This is a genomic window from Streptomyces sp. NPDC047002, assembly GCF_040704505.1.
GTDB lineage: Bacteria > Actinomycetota > Actinomycetes > Streptomycetales > Streptomycetaceae > Streptomyces.
Genome location: NZ_JBEYWC010000042.1, coordinates 35,537 through 58,747, shown reverse-complemented (window position 1 = coordinate 58,747; position 23,211 = coordinate 35,537). Strand labels below are relative to the sequence as shown.

Below are 23,211 nucleotides of genomic sequence, written 5' to 3'. Positions count from 1 at the left end.
CGGCTGCTGTTTCAGGACGTCCCCTACCGCAGGGGCGAGCTGACAGGCGCGCCGCCCGCTGGGGTGGTGCTCACTCCGTTGCCGGAGCGCCGCGGGACGTGTGCCGCGTGCGCTCCGGCGCGCGATCAGTGGTGCGAACCGCCCTGCGCCTCCAGGCGCTTGCGGGAGGCCTCGATCTCGGCCTCGGCCTCGGCGCGGCCCACCCAGTCGGAGCCCTGGACCGACTTGCCGGGCTCCAGCGCCTTGTACACCTCGAAGAAGTGCTTGATCTGCGCCAGGACGTGGTCCGGGACGTCCTTGATGTCCTTCACGTGCGCCATGCGCGGGTCGGACGCCTGCACGCACAGCAGCTTGTCGTCGCCGCCTGCCTCGTCCGTCATCTTGAACATGCCGACGGCGCGGCAGTCCACCAGGACGCCGGGGAACGTCGGCTCGTCCAGCAGGACCAGCGCGTCCAGCGGGTCGCCGTCCTCGCCGAGGGTGTTGTCGACGAAGCCGTAGTCGGCCGGGTAGGTGGTCGAGGTGAAGAGACGACGGTCGAGGCGGATCCGGCCGGTCTCGTGGTCCACCTCGTACTTGTTCCGCGACCCCTTGGGGATCTCGATGGTGACGTCGAACTCCACGGGTGGTTCCTCCAAGATCAACACGTGTGGCGGTGGGCGTGACGCTGCGGTCCGTCGGCGTCCTCCGCCCGGACAGGGGCAGCGAGCGCACCGCGCGGCGCAGTGATTAAGTGTCCCCCACGAGGTCATGTGATCGCGAAAGGGGCTGGTCAGCCGTGCTGGATCAGAAAGCCTGGCAGGTCACGGCGGGTTCCGCCGTCCTCGGGCTGGCCGTCGCCGCCGGCGCGATCGCGATCGCGGGCCCCTGGGACGGCGGACAGCGCACGGCCGAGAAGACCTGGGCGGCGGGGCAGGACCGTACGGGGTCCGGCGCGCACCCCGGCGCACCGGCCCCCGCACGCGCCCCCAAGCCGGCGCCGAGCGCGGGCCCCGTCCTGACCGCACTCGGCGGCGATCCCGATGACAGCGGTGGCAGCGATGACAGCGGTGGCAGCGGCGACAGCGACGCGAGCAACAACAGCGGCACCACCGCCGACTCGGCGCACGACGCCGGCACCTCGGGCCGCGGCAGCCACACCGGCACCCGCGCGGAGGCGGGCGAGGCCCCCATGAACCTCGCGAAGACCCTCGGCCCGCTGCTCGGCCGGCCCGCGCTCGGCAAGGTCACAGCGGCCTCCGTCGTGGACGTCGAGAGCGGCAGGCAGCTGTACGGGAAGAACGCGGCCCGGCCCATGACCCCGGCGTCCACGGTGAAGCTCGCGACGATGACGGCCGCGCTCTCCGCCCTCGGCCCCGGCCACCGCATCCCCACCACCGTCGTGGCGGGCCGCGGCGACCGGCACATCACCCTGGTGGGCGGCGGCGACCCCAGCCTCGACGCGCAGGCGCTCGGCAGGCTCGCCGACTCCACCGCGCGCGCCCTCAAGGCGAAGGGCGTGAGGAAGGTCGCGCTCGGCTACGACGTCTCCCTCTACTCGGGGCCGCGGCAGCACCCGATCGGACCCAACGACAACATCGCGCCCGTGGTGGCCCTCACGCTCAACGAGGGCCGCCTCGACAAGACCACGAGCGGGCCCGCGCCCCGCAGCGGCGACCCGGCGGGCGCGGCGGCCGAGGAGTTCGTACGGCAGCTGCGCGCCCGCGGGATCACCGCCACCAAGGCGGCGGCCCCCGCGAAGGCGCCGAAGGGCGCGCGGCGCCTCGCCGTCAGCTGGTCGGCGCCCGTCTCCGACCTGATCGAGCGCGCCCTGACCGAGAGCGACAACGACATCGCGGAGGCCATGGCGCGCCAGACCGCGCTCGCCGAGCACCTGCCCGCGAGCTTCGCCGGCGGCGCGAAGGCCGTGAAGCAGCGCCTGACGAAGCTCGGCATGCCGCTCGCCGGGACCGTGCTCACCGACGGCAGCGGCCTCAACCGCAAGGACAAGGTCACGGCGGGCCTGCTGACCTCGCTGCTGACACGCGACGGCGACCCGGACCACCCGGAGCTGCGCCCCGTCCTGACCGGGCTGCCCGTCGCGGGGTTCACCGGCACGCTCGTCGACCGCTACACCGGCCCGGGGCAGGCCCCGGCCGAGGGCCTGATCCGTGCCAAGACGGGCACCCTGACGGGCGTCAACACGCTGGCGGGCACGGTGGTCGACGCCAACGGCAGGCTGCTCGCCTTTGCCTTCATGGCCGACGCGACCGCCTCGCCCACCGAGGCGGAGCAGGCCCTCGACCAGGCGTCGGCCGCGCTCCTCCCGTGAGGGCGGGCGCGGCGGTACCGGCCCCCTACGGGAGGGCCCCGACGGCGCGGCCCGCGCTCCCCGGGGCGGATGCCAGGGACGAATCCGGGCACCCGAACCCCGCCGCACGCGGCCGTCACCCCGTACGGTTGACGACATGACGAGCATCGGTGGTGCCGAGATGGTCGACTGGAATCTCGCGGTGGCGACCGCGAACCGGCTCATGCGCCCGGGTCCCGAGGTCACCAGGGACGAGGCGCGGGAGATCGTCGCCGAGCTGCGCCGGCACGCGAAGGCGGCCGAGGAGCACGTGCGCGGCTACACGCGGATGGTCCAGGACGGGCACGAGCCCGCGGACACGCCCGTGCTCGTGGTGGACAGGCCCGGCTGGGTGAAGGCCAATGTGGAGGGCTTCCGCGAGCTGCTGAAGCCCCTCTTCGAGAAGGTGCGCGAGCGCAGGTCGGGCACGCCGGGCGGCGCCGTGTTCGGCGCGGTGGGCGGCAAGGTCACGGGCGTCGAGCTGGGCATGCTGCTGTCCTTCATGGCCTCCCGCGTCCTCGGCCAGTACGAGACGTTCGCGACGGCCGGGCGCGAGCTGCCCGCGGGCGAGGACGGCGGCGGCCGGCTGCTGCTCGTCGCGCCCAACATCGTGCACGTCGAGCGCGAACTCGACGTCGAGCCGCACGACTTCAGGCTCTGGGTGACGCTCCACGAGGAGACCCACCGCACCCAGTTCACCGGCGTACCGTGGCTGAAGGACCATCTGAAGGGCGAGATCCAGTCCTTCCTCGGCGAGACCGACGTCGACCCCGCGACGATGCTGGAGCGGCTCACCAAGGCGGCCCAGTCCGTGGTGGGCAACCGCCAGGAGGAGACCGAAGGAGCCGAGGAGGAGGCGCCCAGCATCGTGGAGCTGGTGCAGACGCCGCGCCAGCGCGAGGTGCTCGGCCGCCTCACGGCCGTGATGTCGCTGCTCGAAGGCCACGCCGACTATGTGATGGACGGCGTGGGTCCGCAGGTCGTGCCGAGCGTCGCCGAGATCAGGGAGAAGTTCCAGCAGCGCAGGGCGCGCGGCGCGAGCCGCCTCGACCAGGCGCTGCGCAGGCTCCTCGGCCTCGACGCGAAGCTGCGGCAGTACCGCGACGGCGAGCGGTTCGTGCGCGCCGTGGTGGACGAGGTCGGCATGGACGGCTTCAACCGCGTCTGGACCTCGCCGAACACGCTGCCCACCAAGGCCGAGATCGCCGCACCCGCCGAGTGGGTCGCGCGGGTGCACAGGGCGCAGTAGGGCGCGCCCCGCCCGGGGGGAGGCCGGGCCCTCGCGGCCGTCGGCCCGGCAGCGGCGGGGGCGCGTGCGGGCGCACGCGTGGCAGATGCACGCCTCGGGTATCACCCGTCCGAGGGAGCGTAAGCACTGGCTGGGCGTGCGATGCTCGGGTATTGCCTCGGTTCTGTCACCATCGACGCACTCTCAGTGACGAACCCGCCCCGGCCCCGCCGGGGACACGACCGAGTCACCCCCCCCGTAGACACATTTCATCACGACCGAGTCACCCCCCCGTAGACACATTTCATGAAGGGCACCGGACATGGGTCCCCATCCTGCGGTCGCGGCGATACGCCTGGCGGTCCGCCGCGTTCTCCACGACATCCTCACCGAACATCCCGCGCACTCCGCACGCGCCGCGCACGCCGCGCACTCCGGGGGTGCCGTGCCCGCCGCCTCCCGCAGGACCGGCCCCGGCGACCGTCGCGCCCCCCTCGTGCTGGTCGCCTGCTCGGGCGGCGCCGACTCCATGGGCCTCGCCTCCGCCCTCGCCTTCGAAGCGCCCAAGCTCGGCGTCAGGGCCGGCGGCGTCACCGTCGACCACGGCCTCCAGGCCGGTTCCGACATCCGCGCGGCCGAGGTCGTCGCCCGCCTCACCGCCCTCGGCCTCGACCCCGTCGAGTCCGTCGCCGTCTCCGTCGGCCGCGACGGCGGCCCCGAGGCCGCCGCCCGCGACGCGCGCTACGGCGCCCTCGACTCCGCGGCCGAGCGCCATGGCGCCGCCGCCGTCCTCCTCGCCCACACCCGCGACGACCAGGCCGAGACCGTCCTGCTCGGCCTCGCGCGCGGCTCCGGCATCCGCTCCCTTTCGGGCATGGCCGCCGTCTCAGGCGCCGGGCGCCGCTACCGCCGCCCCTTCCTCCAGCTCGACCGCCAGACCGTCCGTACGGCCTGCCTCGCCCAGTCCATCCCCGTCTGGGACGACCCGCACAACGCGGACCCCGCCTACACCCGTTCGCGGCTGCGCCAGGAGGGCCTGCCGGCCCTGGAGAAGGCCCTCGGCAAGGGGGTCGTCGAAGCCCTCGCCCGTACGGCGCAGCTCTCCAGGGACGACGCCGACGCGCTGGACGCGTGGGCGGCCGACGCGGAGTCCACCGTCCGCGACGACGCGGGGCAGTTGGAGGTCGAGAAGCTGTTCGCGCTGCCGCCCGCCGTGCGCCGCAGGGTGCTGCGCAAGGCGGCCATCACCGCGGGCGCGCCCGCGGGTTCGCTGTTCGCGCGGCACATCGAGGAGGTGGACCGCCTGATCACGGGCTGGCGCGGGCAGTCGGGCATCAACCTCCCCGGGCGCGTCGAGGCGCTGAGGCAGGGTGGCAGACTGGTCATCCGGCAGGGCTGATCAGGCCGGCCAGCGGACGCCGGACGACGAAAGTGATTGTGGTGGATCAGACGGACCTGGGCACCGACCTCCAGTCGGTGCTCATCACCAAGGAAGAGATCGACGCGAAGCTCGCCGAGCTGGCCGCGAAGATCGACGCGGAGTACGCGGGCAAGGACCTTCTCCTGGTCGGAGTGCTCAAGGGCGCCGTGATGGTGATGGCGGACCTGGCCCGCGCGCTGTCCACCCCGGTCACGATGGACTGGATGGCCGTCTCCTCCTACGGCGCGGGCACCCAGTCCTCGGGTGTGGTGCGCATCCTCAAGGACCTGGACACCGACATCAAGGGCAAGCACGTCCTGATCGTCGAGGACATCATCGACTCGGGCCTGACCCTGTCCTGGCTGCTGTCGAACCTCGGCTCGCGCGAGCCCGCCTCGCTTGAGGTCTGCACCCTGCTGCGTAAGCCGGATGCCGCAAAGGTCGCCATCGACGTGAAGTGGATCGGGTTCGACATTCCGAACGCCTTCGTCGTCGGATACGGGCTCGACTACGCTGAGAAGTACCGCAACATGCCCTTCGTGGGGACGCTCGCGCCGCATGTCTACGGCGGCTGACCAGGGGCGGAGCATTCCGTCCCGGTCGCGTCGGCTCCCCGGGGGCAGTGATGCGGACACATCATTGTTGAGCCGGGAACCACTCCAGCCGTCCCCGCGTTGGAGCAGGGGAGGACGGGTTCGCCACCAGCACCGTGCGGCCGCTGGCGCCGACGCTGGGGTACCGTCCGAAGAACAGTCTTTTCTCACAGCAGCATTTACCTACGGGCAGGAGGGACGGGGCGTCACCGCCTCGTATGGATGGACGTGAAGCGATACTTCCGTGGGCCGGTCATGTGGATCGTGCTGGCCGTCCTCGCCGTGGTCGTGTTGATGAATGTCGTCTCCACGGGAGGCGGCTACAAGACGGTGGACACCGGCCAGGTCGTCCAGGCGATCGACAAGAACCAGGCCGATCAGGTCAAGCTGACCACTGGCGACGATCAAGTCATCAAGGTCGATCTCAAGAACGGCCAGAAGGTCGCGGGCAGCGACAAGATCCAGGCCAGCTACATCGGGAGCCAGGGCTCCACGCTGGCCAAGGAGCTCCAGCAGAAGTTCAACGCCGGCCAGATCGACAAGGGGTACACGGTCTCGCCGTCGAAGCAGAGCCCGTTCCTCTCGGTGGTGCTCTCGCTGCTGCCGTTCGTGCTGCTGGTCGTGGTGTTCCTCTTCCTGATGAACCAGATGCAGGGCGGCGGCTCGCGCGTCATGCAGTTCGGGAAGTCCAAGGCGAAGCTCATCACCAAGGACACCCCGAAGACGACGTTCTCCGACGTCGCCGGTTCCGACGAGGCCGTCGAGGAGCTCCAGGAGATCAAGGAGTTCCTCCAGGAGCCGTCGAAGTTCCAGGCCGTGGGCGCCAAGATCCCCAAGGGCGTGCTGCTGTACGGCCCGCCGGGCACGGGCAAGACGCTCCTCGCGCGCGCCGTCGCGGGCGAGGCGGGCGTGCCGTTCTACTCGATCTCGGGCTCCGACTTCGTGGAGATGTTCGTCGGTGTCGGTGCCTCCCGGGTGCGCGACCTGTTCGAGCAGGCCAAGGCGAACGCCCCGGCGATCGTCTTCGTCGACGAGATCGACGCCGTGGGCCGCCACCGCGGCGCGGGCCTCGGCGGCGGGCACGACGAGCGCGAGCAGACGCTGAACCAGCTGCTCGTGGAGATGGACGGCTTCGACGTGAAGGGCGGCGTCATCCTGATCGCCGCCACCAACAGGCCCGACATCCTCGACCCCGCGCTGCTGCGCCCCGGCCGCTTCGACCGGCAGATCGCCGTCGACCGGCCCGACATGCAGGGCCGTCTGGAGATCCTCAAGGTCCACCAGAAGGGCAAGCCGGTCACGCCCGACGTCGACCTCGGCGCCGTCGCCCGCCGCACGCCCGGCTTCACCGGCGCCGACCTGGCGAACGTGCTGAACGAGGCGGCGCTGCTGACGGCGCGCTCGGACAAGAAGCTGATCGACAACCACTTCCTGGACGAGGCGATCGACCGCGTCGTGGCGGGCCCGCAGAAGCGGACCCGGATCATGTCCGAGAAGGAGAAGAAGATCACCGCGTACCACGAGGGCGGACACGCCCTGGTCGCGGCGGCCTCCCCGAACTCCGACCCGGTCCACAAGATCACGATCCTCTCCAGAGGCCGGGCTCTCGGCTACACGATGGTCCTGCCCGACGAGGACAAGTACTCCACCACGCGCAACGAGATGCTCGACCAGCTCGCGTACATGCTGGGCGGGCGCGCCGCGGAGGAGCTGGTCTTCCACGACCCGACCACCGGCGCGGCCAACGACATCGAGAAGGCCACCTCCACGGCCAAGGCGATGGTCACGCAGTACGGCATGACGGAGCGGCTCGGCGCCATCAAGTTCGGCGGCGACAACAGCGAGCCCTTCCTCGGCCGTGAGATGGGTCACCAGCGCGACTACTCGGAAGAGGTCGCGGCGCTCGTCGACGAAGAGGTCAAGAAGCTCATCGAGACGGCGCACAACGAGGCGTGGGAGATCCTGGTGGAGAACCGGGACGTCCTCGACAACCTCGTGCTCGCGCTGCTGGAGAAGGAGACCCTCGGCAAGGAGGAGATCGCGCAGATCTTCTCCACCGTCGTCAAGCGGCCCATGCGGCCCGCGTGGACGGGCTCGGCGCGGCGCACGCCGTCGACGAGGCCGCCGGTGCTCTCGCCGAAGGAGCTCGCGCTCACCAACGGCGCCTCGGGCGCCAACGGCAACGGGGCCGCCTCGCTGACAAAGGGCACCGACGCCCCGGCGGAGCAGGTCCCCGAGGAGCGCCCCGACAACGGGTGACGCCCGCAGGCGGGTGAGGGATGTGGGACCGGACACGTCCGGTCCGGAATGTCTGCCGCGCCCCCCAGGTTTCAGGTCATGCGGCCTAGCCTGAGGGGCGCGGCATTCTTCATGTGCGGAAAACCCAGAAGCGCGCATGTGAACCACGTGAACCACGTGCAAGAGGATCGAGGCAACACATGACGGACCCGGTGACGCTGGACGGCGAGGGCCCGGTCGGCGAGTTCGACGAGAAGCGCGCCGAGAACGCGGTGCGGGAGCTGCTCGTCGCGATAGGCGAGGACCCGGACCGCGAGGGGCTGCGGGCCACGCCGGGACGGGTCGCGCGCGCGTACAAGGAGATCCTCGCGGGCCTGTGGCAGGAGCCCGAGGATGTCCTGACGACGACGTTCGACCTCGGCCACGACGAGATGGTGCTGGTCAAGGACATCGAGATCGTCTCGCTGTGCGAGCACCACCTGCTGCCGTTCCACGGCGTCGCGCACGTCGGCTACATCCCCGCGGTCAGCGGCAAGATCACGGGCCTGTCGAAGCTGGCCCGTCTCGTGGACGTCTACGCCCGCCGGCCGCAGGTCCAGGAGCGCCTCACCACGCAGGTCGCGGACTCCCTGGTGCGCATCCTGGAGGCGCGCGGCGCGATCGTGGTGATCGAGGCCGAGCACATGTGCATGTCGGTGCGCGGCATCCGCAAGCCCGGCTCGAAGACCATCACGTCGGCCGTGCGCGGCCAGCTGCGGGACGCCACGACGCGGGCCGAGGCCATGAGCCTGATCCTGTCGCACTGAGCCCGCAGCGCCACCGTACGGAACCGCGCCGCCGTGCGTACGGGCCCCCGGGGGCGCGCCCCCGGCGCGCCGGGTCAGGCGCGGCTGCCGGTGGAGCGGTCGCCGTCGCCGCCGGTGCCTTCGGGGTCGTCAGGCAGCTTGCAGACCCGTTCGAGGAAGACGGCGGCGGCGATGACCCCGATGCCCGCAAGCAGCGAGAAGCCGGCGTAGATCGCCTGGTCGCGCCGGGCGGGGATGGACAGCTGGGTCAGCAGGAAGACGCCCGTGCCCCCGTACATCCCCGCGACCAGCGCGGCGACCAGCGCCGCCGCCTGGCCGAAGACGACCGCGCGGGCGGCGACCAGCGGGTCGACGCCCTTCGCCTCGGGGCGCCGCTCACGCTGGGCGCGCAGCCGCGCCCTGATCGACAGGGCGGTCGCCAGCAGGATCACCGCGATCGCCGCCAGCACGATGGGCGCGCCCGCGGGGACGCTCGGCAGCGTGCCGAACGAGTCCCACAGGCGCGCCCCGCCCCACGCGAGTACGCCGACCGCCACCAGGAGCCCGGCGAGGACGCCGATCCGCAACTGCCTCACCCGGAGAGCCGCCCTTCAGAAATGTGCCGCCAGGTCCCTGCCGAGCCTAACGACTATTCCGGCAGACGGAGTTCCAGGTCGACACGGGCCATGACGCCGTCCTGCCCGACGCCCGTCAGCAGCTCCGTCACGGCGCCCTGCCCCGGCACGACGGCCTCCGGGTCCACGTCGCGCCACGGCGCGAGGACGAAGGCCCGCTGGTGGGCCCGCGGGTGCGGCAGCGTCAGCACCGGGTCGTCCGAGACGACGTCCCCGTACGAGAGGATGTCGACGTCGATCGTGCGCGGCCCCCAGCGCTCCTCGCGCACCCGGTCGAAGGCCTCCTCGATGGCCTGGCCGCGCTCCAGCAGCGACGCCGGCGGCAGGGTGGTCTTCACCACCACCACCGCGTTGAAGTACGAGGGCTGGGTGCCGGGCTCCACGCCCCACGGCTCTGTCTCGTAGACGGGGGAGACCGCCTTGACCCGGACGCCGGGGGTGTCCTCGAGGGCGTCCACCGCGCCTTGCAGGGTCTCCAGGCGGTTGCCCAGGTTGGAGCCGAGCGCGATCACCGCGCGCTTCGGGTTGGAGAGGGTCATGTCGGCCGCGTCGACCTGCGCGATGACCGCGGCGGGCACCGGCTGCACGGTCGGGTCGCTGGCCGCAGGACCCGTGCCCTGCGTGTCGTGCGTGCTCATACTCGGCTCCGGGTGATGGTGATGGTCACGTCGTCGAAGGGCACGGTGATGGGCGCGTCCGGCTTGTGGACCGTCACCTCCACCTCGTGCACGCCGTCGTGCTTCAGGCACTGCTGCGCGATGCGCTCGGCCAGCGTCTCGACGAGGTCGACCGGGTCGCCCGTGACGACGGCGACGACCTCCTCGGCGACGATGCCGTAGTGCACGGTCTTCGCCAGATCGTCCTCCGCCGCGGCAGGGCGGGTGTCGAGACCGAGCACCACGTCCACGATGAAGGTCTGGCCCTCCTCCCGCTCACGGGGGAAGACACCGTGGTGCCCGCGGGCCCTGAGGCCGCGCAGCGCGACACGATCCACGCGAATCACTCCTGCTGTCGTCGGTCGGCGGGGACCGGCCGCGTGCGGGCGGGCCGGGCACCCACGTTCGAATCTACCGTCGGGCACGGACAGCTCCCGCTCGCGGGGCCCGCGGTAGCCGGGGGTAGCGGCGCCCCTACCCCGTGCTCAGTGCGGCCAATCCCTTTGGGGCGGCCGCCCACTCAGGAGGATGGTTCCTCCTCGGGCCCCTCGTCGTCCTCGTCGCTCTCCGCCAGGACGGGTGACGCGTGGTGCGACCACAGCTTCCAGCCGCCGTCCGCGCGGCGGAACACATTGGTCGCGACGACCAGCTGGCCCACCAGCGGGCCGAGCTCCGAGCCCTCCTCCGCGGGGGCGCCGCTGAGGATGTTCTCCGTGCACGTGACCAGGGCCGTACGGCCCGCCACCGCGATCGTGACGTCGGTCAGGAAGAACTGGATGTACTCGGTGTTCGCCATGATCAGCGCGTACGAGCGGAGCACCTCGCCGCGGCCGGTCAGCAGCGGCCAGCCCGGGTGGACGCAGGACGGCGTCACGTCCTCTGCGCCGTCGGCCCCGTCGTCGCCCTCGCCGAGCCACAGCGCGGACAGCGCCTCCAGGTCGCCGCGCTCCATCGCCTCGTAGAAGTCGGTGTTGGCGCGCTCCACCTGCTCGCGGTCGGTGGGCGGCGCCCCGCGGCCCTCGCTCACCTGGTGCCTCTCGCCGTGGTGCGCGCGGGGGGCGGGCCCGCGCCCTCGATGGCGCGGGCGACCCGCACGGCGTCGGCCGTGGCCCGTACGGCGTGCACCCGGACCGCCCAGGCGCCGCGTGCCGCGGCGATCGCGGAGACCGCGGCGGTGGCCGCGTCGCGCTCGCGCGCGGGCGGCGGCGCGCCCTCGTCGCCGGCGAGCACCCGGCCGAGGAACCGCTTGCGGGACGCGGCGACCAGCAGCGGCCTGCCGAGCGCCCGCAGCTCGTCCTGGCGGGCCATGAGTTCGAGGTCGTGCTCGGCGCGCTTGGCGAAGCCGAGCCCGGGGTCGACGACGAGGAGCTCGGGGCTGATCCCCCCCTCGACCACCGCGTCCATCCGCCGGCGCAGCTCGGCGACGACCTCCGCTGCCACGTCCCCGTACACGGCGCGTGCGTTCATGTCGGCGCTGAAGCCCCGCCAGTGCATGACGACGAACGGGACGGCGGCCGCCGCGACCACGGGCACCATCGCCGGGTCGGCGAGGCCGCCGCTCACGTCGTTGACGAGGACGGCCCCCGCCTCCACGGCGCGCTCGGCGACGCCCGCCCGCATGGTGTCGACGGAGACGACGACGCCCTCGGAGACCAGGCCCCGCACGACGGGCAGCACCCGCCGCAGCTCCTCGTCCTCGTCCACCCTGCTGGCGCCGGGACGGGTCGACTCGCCGCCGACATCCACCAGGTCGGCGCCCTGCGCGACCAGGTCGAGCCCGTGCTTGACGGCGGCGGTGGTGTCGAAGAACCGCCCGCCGTCCGAGAAGGAGTCGGGCGTCACGTTGACGACACCCATGACCGCGCACCGGTCCCATTCGGGCAGCCCCCGGACCGTGCCACGTCCCCGCGTCGTCGTGGTGCTCATGAACCCACCCTAGGGCCTCTCGTCCGGGTCACGCCGGGCTCGCGCGCCCCGGCACCGCGCAGCTCCCGCGGGCGGGTGCGGCTCAGGGGCGGGGGGCGCCGCCGGTGCGGGCGGGCGTCCGGGGGGCCGGGGGCCGCGGGGTGTCGTCGTCGGGCGGGGCCGGATGGGCGCACGGCCCGGCTGCCGCGGCGCGCAGCGGCAGGGTGAGGAAGCCCTCGGCCTGCATCGCGGCGAAGCCGATCCTCGGCAGGTCGCGGCCGCGGCGGAAGATCAGGAAGCGCGGCTCCCAGCGCGGCTGGAACTTCGCGTTGAAGCGGTACAGCGACTCGATCTGGAACCACCGGGACAGGAACACCAGGGTGGCGCGCCAGCCGCGCAGCACCGGGCCCGCGCCGAGCCGCTCGCCCCGGGCGAGCACGGACCTGAACATCGCGAAGTTCAGCGAGGCGCGCCGCACCCCGAGCGCCTCCGCCGCGCCGAGGGTCGCCACGATCAGCAGCTCGTTGAGGCCCGGGTCCGCGGCCCGGTCGCGGCGCATCAGGTCGAGGGAGATCCCGTCCGCACCCCACGGGACGAAGTGCAGGACGCCCTTGAGGTCGCCGTGCGGGCCGTCGGCTCCACCGTCCGGGCGACCCGGCTCGGCCCGGTGCGCGGTGGCGAGCACCGCCTCGCCGTCCGCCGGGTCGCCGATCCGGCCGAGCGCCATGGAGAAGCCGCGCTCGGTGCCGCCGCCGCGCCAGTCGGCGGCCGCGCGCCTGATCCGTTCGAGCTCGGCCTCCGGCACGTCCCGTACGCGGCGCACCCGGGTCTCGTACCCGGCGCGCTCCACGCGCTTGACCATCTGCCGTACGTTGCGCATCGCGCGCCCGCCCAGGGAGAAGCCGGCCACCTCGACCACGGCCTCGTCGCCGAGCTCCAGCGCGTCGAGGCCGGTCTCGCGGGTCCACACCTCGCCGCCTGTCTCGCTGCACCCCATCACGGCGGGGATCCACGAGTGCGCCTCCGCGGTCTCCATGAACCGCTCGATCGCGCCGGGCCACGCCTCCACGTCCCCGATCGGGTCGCCGCTCGCGAGCATCACGGCGGAGACGACGCGGTAGCAGACGGCGGCCTTGCCGCTGGGCGAGAAGACGACGCCCTTGTCCCGCCTGAGCGCGAAGTGGCCGAGCGAGTCGCGCCCGCCGTGCCGGGCGAGCAGCTCCCGCAGCCGCCGCTCGTCCTCCTGGTCGAGCCGCGCCGCGGGCCGCTCGGGCCGCAGCGCCAGATAGACCGTGCTCAGGGCGGTGACGAGGCCGAGCGAGCCGAGGGTGTACGCGACGACACTGTCGGCCGGGCCGCGGTAGGCGACCGGGCCCTCGACGCCGACCAGGCCGGACAGCACGTGGGCGAGGCGGGCGGTGAAGCCGGGGCTGCCGACCGTGCGGTGCGGGTGCGCGCTGACCACGATCAGCCCGATGCCGACCGAGGCCGCGCCCATCAGCAGGAAGTTGGTCAGGGGCGTCCATCTGCCGCGCGGGTCGGGCAGCGCGGCGAACTGCGCGCGGTGCGCGATCAGCGGCGCGAGCAGCAGCAGCGAGAGCAGCGCGCCGAGCGGGGAGTGCCGGTAGACCAGCTCGCCCGCGGCGCCCGCGGGCAGCAGCACCACGGCGGCGCGCCAGGCCCGCCGCTTGCGCCGCTTGAGGCCGTGCGCCAGGAAGAGGAGCAGCACACCGACGCTGACCGCGAGCGCCGCGGCGAATGGCCCGAGCGCGCCGGGCAGGACCTCGGCGAGCGCGTGCATCCGGCTGTGCCGGAACCGGGGGAAGACCCCGGACGCGATGTTGACCAGCGCGATCAGGGTGCAGGCCGTGCCGATGAGCGACGGCACCGTACGGGGCGCGGGCCACGGCGCCCAGCGGTGCGTGGCTCCGCCGCCCGAGGCCCGCAGAGCGGTGCCTGCGCGGCCGGCCGGCCCGGCGGCGTCGGCCGCCTTCCGTGGAACCGATCCTGATGTGTCCCCATCTACCGGCACAGCCATCGCTTCCCAAGGTTCGTCCGGTGGTCGTGCTGCTCGGTCCTGGGCCGCAAAGCGGCGGACGGACCGGCCTGCGCTTCCTATGACGGGGCTTTGAGCGGGCGGGTTCAGTCGCCGGGGAAGTTCACCGAGGAGGAGAGCCGAGACCATGGGTCTGACCAGCCACAAAGTTCTGGCCGTCGCGGTCGCCGCGGCCGCCGCCCTGTTCGTGCTCACGGTGTGGCGCTGGCCGCGCCTCGCGCGCCCCGGCGTGCGCCAGGTCGCGGGGCGTGCGGGGCTGCTCCTCGCCACGCAGGTCGCGGTGTTCGCCGCCGTCGCCCTCGTCGTGAACCGGTCCTTCCTGTTCTACGCGTCGTGGGACGACCTGCTCGGGCGCGAGACCGGGACGGGCACCGTGCTGGTGCACGACACCGACCCCACGGGCGCCGTCACCGACTCGCAGCGGCCCGTCGACGCCGGGCTGCCGCACGGCTCGGACGCGGCGCGCGTCGGCCTGGTGCGGCAGACCGCGATCGCGGGGCCGCGCAGCCACCTCGTCAGCTCCGCGTACGTGTACCTGCCGCCGCAGTACTTCCAGCCGGCGTACCGGCACCGGCTGTTCCCCGCCGCGATCGTGCTGACGGGCTACCCGGGCGCGGCGCAGGCGCTGGTCTCCCGGCTCGACTACCCGGCGATCGCCAGGGCCCAGGCAGCGGCGCACCGCATGGAGCCGATGGTGCTGGTGATGCTGCGGCCGACCGTGGCGCCGCCGCGCGACACCGAGTGCGTCGACGTGCCGCGCGGGCCGCGCACCGAGACGTATCTCGCGAAGGACGTCCCCGACGTCGTCACGCACTCCTACCGGGTGGGTCCAGGGCTGACGCACTGGGGGATCATCGGGGACTCCACCGGCGGCTACTGCGCGCTGAAGATCGCGATGCACCACCCGGAGGACTTCGGCGCCGCCGTCGGGCTCGCCGCGTACTACCGCGCGGCCGAGGACCCCACCACGGGCGACCTGTTCCACGGCGACGAGGCGCTGCGCCACGACGCCGACCTGATGTGGCTGCTGCGCCACCGCACACCGCCCGCCACCTCGATGCTGGTGACGAGCACCCTGCACGGCGAGACGAACCTCCCCGCGACCCGGGAGTTCATCAGGGCGGTGAAGGCGCCTGCGCGGGTGTCCTCGATCGTCCTGCCGAGCGGCGGCCACAACTACCACACCTGGAAGCGGGAGATCCCGCCCGCCCTGGTGTGGCTGGGGCAGCGGATCGGCTGAGTGCGCGGGCGCGGGTACGGGCCTGGGTACGGGCCCCGCGCGGCGCGCGCGCCCGTACGGGTTCGACAGGGCCCCGGTGAAGGTCCCGAAAACGCCGGGGCAAACTTGCCGTCCGTGCCACCCGTTCGGCCCATCGGCGCGGTAAATTTCGCGCCATGCCGCATGGACGCCACCGCCACTCCCCGCCCCTCCACAAACTCCTGCCGCCTGCCGCCGTCGCCGTGCTCGCCGTCGCGTGCGCGGGCGGCGTCTGGGCCGTCGCCGATCCGCTCGTGCTGCGGGGCGTCACCGCACTCGCCGGCGCGGCCGCCGTCACCGCGGCCTGCATGATGCGGAGTTGGGACCGGGAGGCGGGCCGCAGGGTCGCCGGTCTGACGCGGGCGCGCGAGAGCGACCAGTGGAAGACCGATGAGCGCGTCGCCGAGCTGGAGTCCGACGTCGACGAGGCGCGGGAGATCCGCAGCCGCCTGGAGAACAAGCTGCGCTCCAAGCGGGTCGAACTGGCCAGGCTGCGCGGCGAGCACGCGGCCCTGCTGCGGCGGTACGCGACGGCGGAGACGGAGCGCGCCAGCGCGCTCGAAGGGCGCCGCAGGCTGGCGATCGGGGCGTCGGCCGAGCCGAGGGCGCTCGCCGCGGGCGGCGCGCCGAGCCCCTCGGCGTATCTGATGGCGAGCAAGGCCCTGGACGAACTGGCCGCCAACGGCGCCCGGCAGGCCGCGCTGCCCGCGCCCCGCGCGCGGCGCGCGGTGGAGGCGGCCCCGCGCCCCGCGGACGACGGCGCCCGGCAGGAGGCGCCGCGTGGCGCGTCCGAGGGGCCCGCCGGCCCGGGTGAGCAGCCGGCGGCGGCAGCGGCGACACGGGAGCCGGCGCAGGACATGCAGCCGCAGGACGCCCAGCCGCAGGACGCGGCCGGTGGGCCGCGCCCCGCGCTGCCCGCGCGCAGGGCGGCGACGCCGTCGGCGATCGTGCCGTACGCGCGGCGCACCGGGCACCGGCCGGAACAGCGACCTGGCGGCAGCGGATTCGACTTCTTCGGCACCCAGCACGGCGGCAGGACCGCCGAGGCCGACCGGGACGGCGGCCGCGACCACCCGGGGTCGGCGGAGGCGGGCTCGCGCGACGGCGGCCGTGCGGCGCGCGGCGCCGATGCCGCGGAGGGCGCCGACGGCGCCGACGGCGGGCCCGCGGACCCGGCGGACGGCAGCGAGGTCATCGACCTGACCGAGCACGACGACACCGAGCAGCTCGAAATGGGCGGCCTGCGCAGCGCGCTGGGATCCTGACCGCCCCCGCCCCCGCTCTGCCAGGCCCTCTTGCGGCCTTGCGCGGTCCTACTTGTCGATGTCTCCGACCACGAAGAAGAGGGACCCCAGGATCGCCACCATGTCGGCGACCTGGGTGCCGGGCAGCAGCTCGGTGAGCGCCTGGATGTTGTTGAAGGACGCCGAGCGCAGCTTCAGCCGGTAGGGCGTCTTCTCGCCCTTGGACACCAGGTAGTAGCCGTTGACGCCGAGCGGGTTCTCCGTCCAGGCGTACGTGTGGCCCTCTGGCGCCTTGAGCACCTTCGGAAGCCGCTGGTTGACGGGCCCCTGCGGCAGGTCGTCGAGCCGGTCGAGGCAGGCGTCGGCGAGGGCGAGCGCGTTGTGGGTCTGTTCGAGCAGGCACTCGAAGCGGGCGAGACAGTCGCCCTCCTGCCGGGTCACCACCCTGAGCACGTCGGCGAGTTCGCCGTACGCGAGGTACGGCTCGTCGCGGCGCAGGTCGAAGTCGACGCCGGAGGCGCGGGCGATGGGCCCGGTGACGCCGTAGGCGTGCACGGTGTCCTGCGTGAGGACGCCGACGCCCCGGGTGCGGCCGCGGAAGATCTCGTTGCCGAGCACGAGCCGGTCGAAGACGTCCATCCGCGACCGCACGGCCCCGACCGCGTGCCGCGCCCGGCGCGTCCACCCCGCGGGCAGGTCCTCCTTGAGGCCGCCGACGCGGTTGAACATGTAGTGCATGCGGCCGCCCGAGACCTCCTCCATCACGTTCTGGAGCTCCTCGCGCTCCCTGAAGGCGTGGAAGACGGGCGTGATGCCGCCGAGCTCCAGCGGATAGGAGCCGAGGAACATCAGGTGGTTGAGCACCCTGTTCAGCTCCGCGAGCAGGGTGCGCGCCCACACCGCGCGCTCGGGCACCTCCATGCCGAGCATCCGCTCGACCGCTGCCACGACGCCGAGCTCGTTGGAGAAGGCGGACAGCCAGTCGTGCCGGTTGGCGAGCATCACGATCTGCCGGTAGTCGCGCGCCTCGAAGAGTTTCTCCGCGCCGCGGTGCATGTAGCCGATGACCGGCTCAGCCGCCCTGATCACCTCGCCGTCGAGGACGAGCCGCAGCCGCAGCACCCCGTGCGTGGAGGGGTGCTGGGGCCCGATGTTGAGCACCATGTCGGTGCTCTCGGCCGCCCCGCCGATCCCGACGGTCGTCGTGGTGGCGCCGGTGCTTTCCGTCATGGGCCCAGTCTCGCAGAGGCGCCGGGCGGCCCCGGCGGCCCCCGGGCCCCGGGCAGCCGGGCTCAGCCCCGCCCGGTCAGGCCGGGCACCAGCGCGTCGAGCGCGGCGAGGTCGAGGCCGACGGGCTGGAGCACCCAGGTGAAGCCGCCGAGGCCGCCGTCCGCCGTCAGCTCGGCCGCCTCGCCCGCGCGCGCCAGCGCCCGTACGTACCCGGCCGGGTCGGTGCCCGCGAGGGCGAGCGGCGGCCGGGCGCCGGTGACGCCGAGCGCGCGCAGCGCGGTCCGCTGCGGCACGCGGACCGCGCGGGGCGCGAGCGAGTCGAGCGCGACGTGCGCGGTCAGGTCGCAGCTCCCGTCGGGTACGGGGCGCACCTCGCGGCCCTCCCTGAAGCCGGTCAGGGTGCCGAAGGGCGGGCGGGCCGCCCGCGTGTGCCCGTAGTCGACGGCGACCGCGAGGCCGCGGGCGAGCGAGCCGGCCGCCTCCCGCCAGGCCGCGTCCCTCGGCCCGCCGATCTCCGCGCGGGTGCCGGGCTCCGCGCCCGCGAGCGGCCACCACCTGGCGAGCCAGGCGGCGTCCTCGCCCGTGACCGGGTCGCCGGGCTCCTCGGCGCCGTCCTGGCGCACCCGCACGTACCGCGGCACGCCGTCCTCGCCGACCTCCGCCACGTCCACGGGCACGTTGTCCAGCCACTCGTTGGCGAACAGCAGCCCCGTCGCGCCTGACGGCGGCCGCGGGCACCAGGCGACCCGCGGATCGAGTCCCGGCGGCGGGGCCGCGCGCTCCACGGCGTACGCCCGCACGGCGGGACCCGTCTCCCCGCACGCCCCCGCGACGGCGGCCGCCAGCTCCCCGCGCCCGGCCGCCATGTCCACGAAGTCCACCGCGCCGGCGCCGAGCGCCTCGGCCGTCGCGGCGAGCAGCCGCGCCACCGCGCCCGCGAACAGCGGCGAGGCGTGCACCGAGGTGCGGAAGTGCGCGGCGGGCCGTGAGCGCAGGTAGAAGCCGTCCCTGCCGTACAGCGCGGATTCCGCTGCGGCCCGCCAGCCCCGCGCTTCGCCGCCCGCCGTCTCGTTCGCCACGGGCCAAGTGTCCACCTTGGGGAGTACGCTTCCGCCGACCGGATCGCCCCTCCGGTTGACCCCCTCGCCTTGTCCGCCTCCCTACGCTGGGTCACGTGCAGCGCCTCTACGACTTCCTCCGCAGACACCCCACGGGCGTCGACAGCTTCTGGGCTGCCGCGCTCCTCGGGGTCTCGCTGCTGTGGGCGGTCGAAGTGGGGCACGGGGTGGCGGGGCGGCTCGTCGCGATCGCGCTCTCCGTGCTGTTCGGTGTGGTGGTCGCGCTGCGCAGGGTCGTTCCCGACGCGATGCTGGTGCTCGCCGCCGTGCTCGGCCTCTCCCAGACGGCCCTCGACGTGCGGCCGAGCGTCCCGGACTTCGCGCTGCTCGTCGCGATCTACACGGTGGCCGCGCAGGGCGGCAGGCGCTGGGCCTCCGTGCTCGCGCTCGTCGGCGGGGTGCTGGCCGCGCCCGTCGCGCAGGTGCGCTGGCCGATGGCGGACGTCAGCACGGCGGGCCGGTTCTTCTTCACACTGGTGCTGACCGTGCCGTTCGTGCTCGCCTGGGTGCTCGGCGACTCGATACGCACCCGCCGCGCCTACTTCGACCAGCTCGTCGAGCGCGCGACCCGGCTGGAGAAGGAGCGGGAGGCGCAGGCGAAGGTCGCCGTGGCGGCCGAGCGCGCCAGGATCGCGCGGGAGCTGCACGACGTCGTCGCACACAACGTCTCCGTGATGGTGGTCCAGGCGGACGGCGCGGCCTACGTCCTCGACGGGGCCCCGGACCAGGCCAAGCAGGCGCTGGAGACCATCTCGGGCACGGGCAGGCAGGCGCTCGCCGAGATGCGCCGCCTGCTGGGTGTGCTGCGCACCGGCGACGGCCAGGAGAACAGCGAATACGTGCCGCAGCCCGACGTCGAGCAGATCGAGGTGCTGGTCGAGCAGGTCAGGAAGGCCGGCATCGCCGTGGACTTCACGGTCGAGGGAACACCGCGCCCGCTGCCGAGCGGCGTCGAGCTCACCGCGTACCGGATCGTGCAGGAGGCGCTGACCAACAGCCGCAAGCACGGCGGGCCCGACGTCGGCGCCAGCGTGCGGCTCGTCTACTTCGACGACGGGCTCGGGCTGCTCGTCGAGGACGACGGCAAGGGCGCCCCCGCCGAGCTCCAGGAGGACAGGGGCGCGGACGGGCACGGGCAGGGCCTGATCGGCATGCGCGAGCGCGTCGGCATGGTCGGCGGCACCCTGGACGCCGGTCCGCGCCCGGGCGGCGGGTTCCGCATCAGCGCCCTGCTGCCGCTGAGACCGGCGGGCTGACCGGTGCGGCACGTACCGGCAGGGACCGCAGAACGCACCGACCGCACCGACCGCACCGAGAAGATGGGGACACCGCAGATGCCGAACGCACCGATCCGCGTGATGCTCGTGGACGACCAGGCGCTGCTGCGCACGGGCTTCCGCATGGTGCTCGCGGCGCAGCCCGACATGGAGGTCGTCGCGGAGGCGGGGGACGGCGCGGAGGCGCTCGAACTCCTGCGCACCACCGAGGCGGACGTGGTGCTGATGGACGTGCGCATGCCGCGGCTCGACGGCGTGGAGGCCACCCGCCGCATCCGCGCCGGAGGGCCCGAGGCGCCGAAGGTGCTGATCCTCACCACCTTCGACCTGGACGAGTACGCGTTCTCCGGGCTCAAGGCGGGCGCGAGCGGCTTCATGCTGAAGGACGTGCCGCCCGCCGAGCTGCTGAGCGCGATCAGGTCCGTGCACAGCGGCGACGCGGTCGTGGCGCCCTCCACCACGCGCCGGCTGCTCGACCGGTTCTCGCCGATGCTGCCGAGCGGCGCCCCCGAGCCCCGGCACAAGGACCTGGAGCGGCTCACGGAGCGGGAGCGCGAGGTGCTGCTGCTGGTCGCGCAGGGCCTGTCGAACGGCGAGATCGCGGGCCGCCTCTTCGTCTCCGAGGCGACGGTCAAGACCCACGTGGGCCGCATCCTCACCAAGCTCGGCCTGCGCGACCGCGTCCAGGTCGTCGTCCTCGCGTACGAGACGGGCCTGGTGCGCGCGGGCGGCGGCGCGGCCTGACCTGGCCCGGTCCGTGGGGCCGGGAGACCGCGCGGCCTGACCTACGCGCCCGCCGCCAGTGCGACCGCCCTGCGGGCGAACTCCGCGGCGGCCTCGCGCACCTCGTCCGCCGACCAGGCGAGGGCGGGCTCGCCGAGGGAGACCTCCGTGCACGCGAGGCCGGGCACGGCCCCGGCCTGCCACGACTGGGTGAACAGCACCGCCCCGGTCTCCTCGGCCTGCGCGACCGCGGCCTCGGCGAGCACCTCGGGCGCGAACGGCAGCCACACCTGGAACTCCTGGGTGTGCGGCGGGTCGGGGTGCACCCGGAAGAAGGGGAAGCCGGGCGCCGCAGCGAACGCCTCGGCCACCGCTGCGGCCACCACGCGCGCGTGCGCGACGTGCAGCGGCAGCCGCGGCAGCACGTCCGCGAGGCCGGCCAGCGCGGACAGGGCGGCGGGGAACTGCTCGTAGAGGTTGCCGCCGTAGCGGTGCCGCCAGGAGACCGCCTCGGCGATCAGGTCGTCGGGGCCGGCGAGCGCCGCGCCCGAGAGCCCGCCGAGTGACTTGTAGAACGACACGTAGACGCTGTCCGCGAGGCCCGCGACCTCGGCGAGCGGCCTGCCCATGCGGGTGGTGGCCTCCCACAGGCGCGCGCCGTCGAAGTGCACCACGGCGTCCCGCTCGCGCGCCGCGGCGACGACGGCCGTCAGCTCGTCCCAGGTCGGCAGTACGAACCCGGCTTCGCGCAGCGGGAGTTCCAGCATCAGCGTGCCGAAGGGCTCCCCGAGGTCCCGCACCTCGTCCGCGGTCGGCAGCCGGGGCTCGCGCGTCGGGTGCGCGGTCCGCAGCCCGCTCACCGCGCCGAGCGCGCCCTCCTCGTGCATTTCAGGGTGGGCGAGCGGGTGCAGCGCCACGACGGGGTTGCCGGTGCGCTCGGCCCAGCAGCGCAGCGCGACCTGCTGCGCCATGGTGCCGGTGGGGAAGAACGCGGCGGCGGGGAAGCCGAGCAGGTCGGCGACGCGCCGTTCGAGCGCGGCCACGACGCCGTTCCCGTAGCGGTCGACCGGCTCGTCGAGGTCGTGGACGGCGGCCGCGTCGGCCGCGAGCCGCCCGAGGCGGTCGCGCAGCGTCGCGCCGTGCCCGTCGCGCAGCGTACGCCCGGCACCGCGGAAGGCGGCGCGCCTGCGCGCTGCGAACGCCTCCCCGTCACCGGGACCTGCCGGTCCCGCCTGCTCGTTCGCGTGTTCCATGGGGCGCATCATCGCCCGGCTGCCGTGACCCGGCCAAGGGTTTTCCACAGGCAGGGGGCGGCGGGGCGCGCTGGCGTAGCATGGCGGAAAACGTCCGGTACCCACCGAGGACTGGAACGGAAGGCCCCGCCGCGTGAATCCCACACCACCCAAGGAACCCCTCGATCCCAGGGACCGGCCTGCCCGGCTGACGGTCGGTGTCGTCGGCGCAGGGCGGGTGGGCCCCGCGCTCGCCGCGTCCCTCGCCCTCGCGGGACACCGCCCGGTCGCCGTGTCCGGGGTCTCCGACGCCTCGCGGCGGCGCGCAGCCGAGCTGCTGCCCGGCGTGCCGCTCGTCACCCCGGACGAGGTCCTGGCCCGCGCCGAGCTGGTCCTGCTGACGGTGCCGGACGACGCGCTGCCGCGCCTCGTCGAGGGCCTCGCCGAGACCGGGGCCGTGCGGCCGGGGCAGCTGCTCGTGCACACCTCGGGGCGGTACGGGGCCCGGGTGCTCGACCCGGCGCTGCGCGCGGGCGCGCTGCCGCTCGCGCTGCATCCGGCGATGACGTTCACCGGCACGTCGGTGGACGTGCAGCGGCTCGCGGGCTGCTCGTTCGGCGTGACGGCGCCCGAGGAGCTGCGGCTCGCGGCCCAGGCGCTCGTCATCGAGATGGGCGCCGAGCCCGAGTGGATCGCGGAAGAGGCCAGGCCGCTGTACCACGCGGCGCTCGCCATCGGCTCGAACTACCTGGTCACACTGGTCGCCCAGTCGATGGACCTGCTGCGCACCGCGGGCGTCGCCGCGCCCGACAAGATGCTGGGTCCGCTGCTCGGCGCCGCCCTCGACAACGCCCTGCGCTCCGGTGACGCCGCGCTGACAGGACCGGTCGCCCGCGGCGACGCGGGCACGGTCGCCGCGCACGTCGCGCAGCTGCGGGAGCACGCGCCCGGCGCGGTCGCCGGCTATCTGGCCCTGGCCCGTACGACGGCGGACCGCGCCCTCGCCAACGGCCTGCTCAAGGCCGAGCTGGCCGAGGACCTGCTCGGCGTCCTCTCCGGCAGCGGCGGGAGCGGCACGGGCGGCGGCGGCACGGGCAACGGCGGCACGGGCGGCGGCGGTACGGGCAACGGCGGTACGGGCGGCGGCAGTGGCACCGGGGACGGGGGCGCGTCGTGAGCGGCGAGGGGACGGCGCGCGGCGCCTCCGGCGGGATACCCGGGACGGCCGGTACACCCGGGACGCCCAGGACGCCAGGAACATCCGGGACGCCAGGGGCATCCGCG

At 74.0% G+C, this 23,211-nt stretch carries 21 protein-coding genes; 11 read left to right on the top strand and 10 right to left on the bottom strand.

Annotated elements, in window-relative coordinates; all coding sequences use genetic code 11:
- Positions 1 to 125 precede the first annotated feature (125 nt).
- Entirely contained in the window at positions 126 to 623 is a 498-nt protein-coding gene (locus AB0910_RS28630; protein ID WP_366747553.1) for an inorganic diphosphatase, read from the bottom strand.
- 155 nt (positions 624 to 778) lie between these two features.
- Between AB0910_RS28630 and dacB the strand changes: the two genes are divergently transcribed.
- From dacB to folE, 6 genes are all read left to right on the top strand, one after another.
- Positions 779 to 2,311 carry a D-alanyl-D-alanine carboxypeptidase/D-alanyl-D-alanine-endopeptidase gene (dacB, locus tag AB0910_RS28625; protein WP_366747552.1) on the top strand — a complete coding sequence of 511 codons (1,533 nt, stop codon included), beginning with the start codon at positions 779 to 781 and terminating at the stop codon, positions 2,309 to 2,311.
- 136 nt (positions 2,312 to 2,447) lie between these two features.
- Positions 2,448 to 3,578 (top strand): zinc-dependent metalloprotease, encoded by a 1,131-nt coding sequence (locus AB0910_RS28620; protein WP_366747551.1) that lies wholly within the window; start codon positions 2,448 to 2,450, stop codon positions 3,576 to 3,578.
- Positions 3,579 to 3,879: 301 nt separating this feature from the next.
- Complete coding sequence (gene tilS, locus AB0910_RS28615; protein WP_366747550.1) at positions 3,880 to 4,956, top strand: tRNA lysidine(34) synthetase TilS; 1,077 nt, start codon at positions 3,880 to 3,882, stop codon at positions 4,954 to 4,956.
- A gap of 41 nt (positions 4,957 to 4,997) precedes the next feature.
- A complete protein-coding gene (gene hpt / locus AB0910_RS28610; RefSeq protein WP_345649630.1) occupies positions 4,998 to 5,552 on the top strand; it encodes a hypoxanthine phosphoribosyltransferase in 555 nt (184 codons plus the stop codon).
- Between the two features lie 240 nt (positions 5,553 to 5,792).
- Positions 5,793 to 7,829 (top strand): ATP-dependent zinc metalloprotease FtsH, encoded by a 2,037-nt coding sequence (gene ftsH / locus AB0910_RS28605; RefSeq protein WP_366747549.1) that lies wholly within the window; start codon positions 5,793 to 5,795, stop codon positions 7,827 to 7,829.
- Between the two features lie 179 nt (positions 7,830 to 8,008).
- On the top strand, positions 8,009 to 8,614 hold the full coding sequence (gene folE / locus AB0910_RS28600) for a GTP cyclohydrolase I FolE (protein ID WP_366747548.1): 606 nt from the start codon (positions 8,009 to 8,011) through the stop codon (positions 8,612 to 8,614).
- A gap of 74 nt (positions 8,615 to 8,688) precedes the next feature.
- Here folE and AB0910_RS28595 read toward each other — a convergent pair whose 3' ends face one another.
- The 6 genes from AB0910_RS28595 to AB0910_RS28570 form a co-directional block, all read right to left on the bottom strand.
- Positions 8,689 to 9,189 carry a DUF3180 domain-containing protein gene (locus tag AB0910_RS28595; RefSeq protein ID WP_366747547.1) on the bottom strand — a complete coding sequence of 167 codons (501 nt, stop codon included), beginning with the start codon at positions 9,187 to 9,189 and terminating at the stop codon, positions 8,689 to 8,691.
- A 53-nt stretch (positions 9,190 to 9,242) separates the two neighbouring features.
- Positions 9,243 to 9,866, bottom strand: coding sequence for a 2-amino-4-hydroxy-6-hydroxymethyldihydropteridine diphosphokinase (gene folK, locus AB0910_RS28590; RefSeq protein WP_366747546.1), 624 nt, complete (start codon positions 9,864 to 9,866; stop codon positions 9,243 to 9,245).
- The gene (gene folB / locus AB0910_RS28585) at positions 9,863 to 10,222 is read right to left on the bottom strand and encodes a dihydroneopterin aldolase (RefSeq protein ID WP_366747545.1); all 360 of its coding nucleotides are present in this window, start codon (positions 10,220 to 10,222) and stop codon (positions 9,863 to 9,865) included. The genes folK and folB overlap by 4 nt, the downstream gene beginning before the upstream one ends.
- A gap of 182 nt (positions 10,223 to 10,404) precedes the next feature.
- The gene (locus AB0910_RS28580) at positions 10,405 to 10,911 is read right to left on the bottom strand and encodes a nuclear transport factor 2 family protein (protein WP_366747544.1); all 507 of its coding nucleotides are present in this window, start codon (positions 10,909 to 10,911) and stop codon (positions 10,405 to 10,407) included.
- Positions 10,908 to 11,810: a dihydropteroate synthase gene (folP, locus tag AB0910_RS28575; RefSeq protein WP_366747543.1), complete on the bottom strand. Its 903-nt coding sequence runs from the start codon at positions 11,808 to 11,810 to the stop codon at positions 10,908 to 10,910. Before folP ends, AB0910_RS28580 begins: the two co-directional genes overlap by 4 nt.
- Positions 11,811 to 11,892: 82 nt before the next feature.
- Positions 11,893 to 13,677 (bottom strand): phosphatidylglycerol lysyltransferase domain-containing protein, encoded by a 1,785-nt coding sequence (locus AB0910_RS28570; protein WP_366747542.1) that lies wholly within the window; start codon positions 13,675 to 13,677, stop codon positions 11,893 to 11,895.
- Positions 13,678 to 13,972: 295 nt separating this feature from the next.
- On the opposite strand from AB0910_RS28570, the gene AB0910_RS28565 reads away from it, so the two are divergent.
- Both AB0910_RS28565 and AB0910_RS28560 read left to right on the top strand, forming a co-directional pair.
- The gene (locus AB0910_RS28565; protein WP_366747541.1) at positions 13,973 to 15,085 is read left to right on the top strand and encodes an alpha/beta hydrolase-fold protein; all 1,113 of its coding nucleotides are present in this window, start codon (positions 13,973 to 13,975) and stop codon (positions 15,083 to 15,085) included.
- A 155-nt stretch (positions 15,086 to 15,240) separates the two neighbouring features.
- A complete protein-coding gene (locus AB0910_RS28560; protein ID WP_366747540.1) occupies positions 15,241 to 16,368 on the top strand; it encodes a hypothetical protein in 1,128 nt (375 codons plus the stop codon).
- 48 nt (positions 16,369 to 16,416) lie between these two features.
- Here AB0910_RS28560 and AB0910_RS28555 read toward each other — a convergent pair whose 3' ends face one another.
- Together AB0910_RS28555 and AB0910_RS28550 are read right to left on the bottom strand one after the other, a co-directional pair.
- Entirely contained in the window at positions 16,417 to 17,577 is a 1,161-nt protein-coding gene (locus AB0910_RS28555) for an NADH-quinone oxidoreductase subunit D (RefSeq protein WP_366747539.1), read from the bottom strand.
- Positions 17,578 to 17,639: 62 nt separating this feature from the next.
- Positions 17,640 to 18,656 carry an SAM-dependent methyltransferase gene (locus AB0910_RS28550; protein ID WP_366747538.1) on the bottom strand — a complete coding sequence of 339 codons (1,017 nt, stop codon included), beginning with the start codon at positions 18,654 to 18,656 and terminating at the stop codon, positions 17,640 to 17,642.
- A gap of 95 nt (positions 18,657 to 18,751) precedes the next feature.
- Between AB0910_RS28550 and AB0910_RS28545 the strand changes: the two genes are divergently transcribed.
- The gene (locus AB0910_RS28545) at positions 18,752 to 19,951 is read left to right on the top strand and encodes a sensor histidine kinase (protein ID WP_366747537.1); all 1,200 of its coding nucleotides are present in this window, start codon (positions 18,752 to 18,754) and stop codon (positions 19,949 to 19,951) included.
- A 78-nt stretch (positions 19,952 to 20,029) separates the two neighbouring features.
- Positions 20,030 to 20,716 carry a response regulator transcription factor gene (locus AB0910_RS28540; protein WP_366747536.1) on the top strand — a complete coding sequence of 229 codons (687 nt, stop codon included), beginning with the start codon at positions 20,030 to 20,032 and terminating at the stop codon, positions 20,714 to 20,716.
- A gap of 41 nt (positions 20,717 to 20,757) precedes the next feature.
- Here AB0910_RS28540 and AB0910_RS28535 read toward each other — a convergent pair whose 3' ends face one another.
- The gene (locus AB0910_RS28535) at positions 20,758 to 21,948 is read right to left on the bottom strand and encodes a beta-eliminating lyase-related protein (protein WP_366747535.1); all 1,191 of its coding nucleotides are present in this window, start codon (positions 21,946 to 21,948) and stop codon (positions 20,758 to 20,760) included.
- Positions 21,949 to 22,081: 133 nt separating this feature from the next.
- Between AB0910_RS28535 and AB0910_RS28530 the strand changes: the two genes are divergently transcribed.
- Positions 22,082 to 23,104 (top strand): DUF2520 domain-containing protein, encoded by a 1,023-nt coding sequence (locus tag AB0910_RS28530; RefSeq protein ID WP_366747534.1) that lies wholly within the window; start codon positions 22,082 to 22,084, stop codon positions 23,102 to 23,104.
- The last annotated feature ends 107 nt before the right edge of the window (positions 23,105 to 23,211 follow it).

Excerpts from the sequence above, each read along its gene's own strand:
- ftsH (WP_366747549.1), top strand. The coding sequence starts at position 5,793 with ATGGACGTGAAGCGATACTTCCGTGGGCCGGTCATGTGGATCGTGCTG.
- folE (WP_366747548.1), top strand. The coding sequence starts at position 8,009 with ATGACGGACCCGGTGACGCTGGACGGCGAGGGCCCGGTCGGCGAGTTC.
- AB0910_RS28540 (WP_366747536.1), top strand. The coding sequence starts at position 20,030 with ATGCCGAACGCACCGATCCGCGTGATGCTCGTGGACGACCAGGCGCTG.
- AB0910_RS28535 (WP_366747535.1), bottom strand. The coding sequence starts at position 21,948 with ATGGAACACGCGAACGAGCAGGCGGGACCGGCAGGTCCCGGTGACGGG.
- folK (WP_366747546.1), bottom strand. The coding sequence starts at position 9,866 with ATGAGCACGCACGACACGCAGGGCACGGGTCCTGCGGCCAGCGACCCG.
- AB0910_RS28560 (WP_366747540.1), top strand. The coding sequence starts at position 15,241 with ATGCCGCATGGACGCCACCGCCACTCCCCGCCCCTCCACAAACTCCTG.
- AB0910_RS28555 (WP_366747539.1), bottom strand. The coding sequence starts at position 17,577 with ATGACGGAAAGCACCGGCGCCACCACGACGACCGTCGGGATCGGCGGG.
- folP (WP_366747543.1), bottom strand. The coding sequence starts at position 11,810 with ATGAGCACCACGACGACGCGGGGACGTGGCACGGTCCGGGGGCTGCCC.
- AB0910_RS28620 (WP_366747551.1), top strand. The coding sequence starts at position 2,448 with ATGACGAGCATCGGTGGTGCCGAGATGGTCGACTGGAATCTCGCGGTG.
- tilS (WP_366747550.1), top strand. The coding sequence starts at position 3,880 with ATGGGTCCCCATCCTGCGGTCGCGGCGATACGCCTGGCGGTCCGCCGC.
- AB0910_RS28565 (WP_366747541.1), top strand. The coding sequence starts at position 13,973 with ATGGGTCTGACCAGCCACAAAGTTCTGGCCGTCGCGGTCGCCGCGGCC.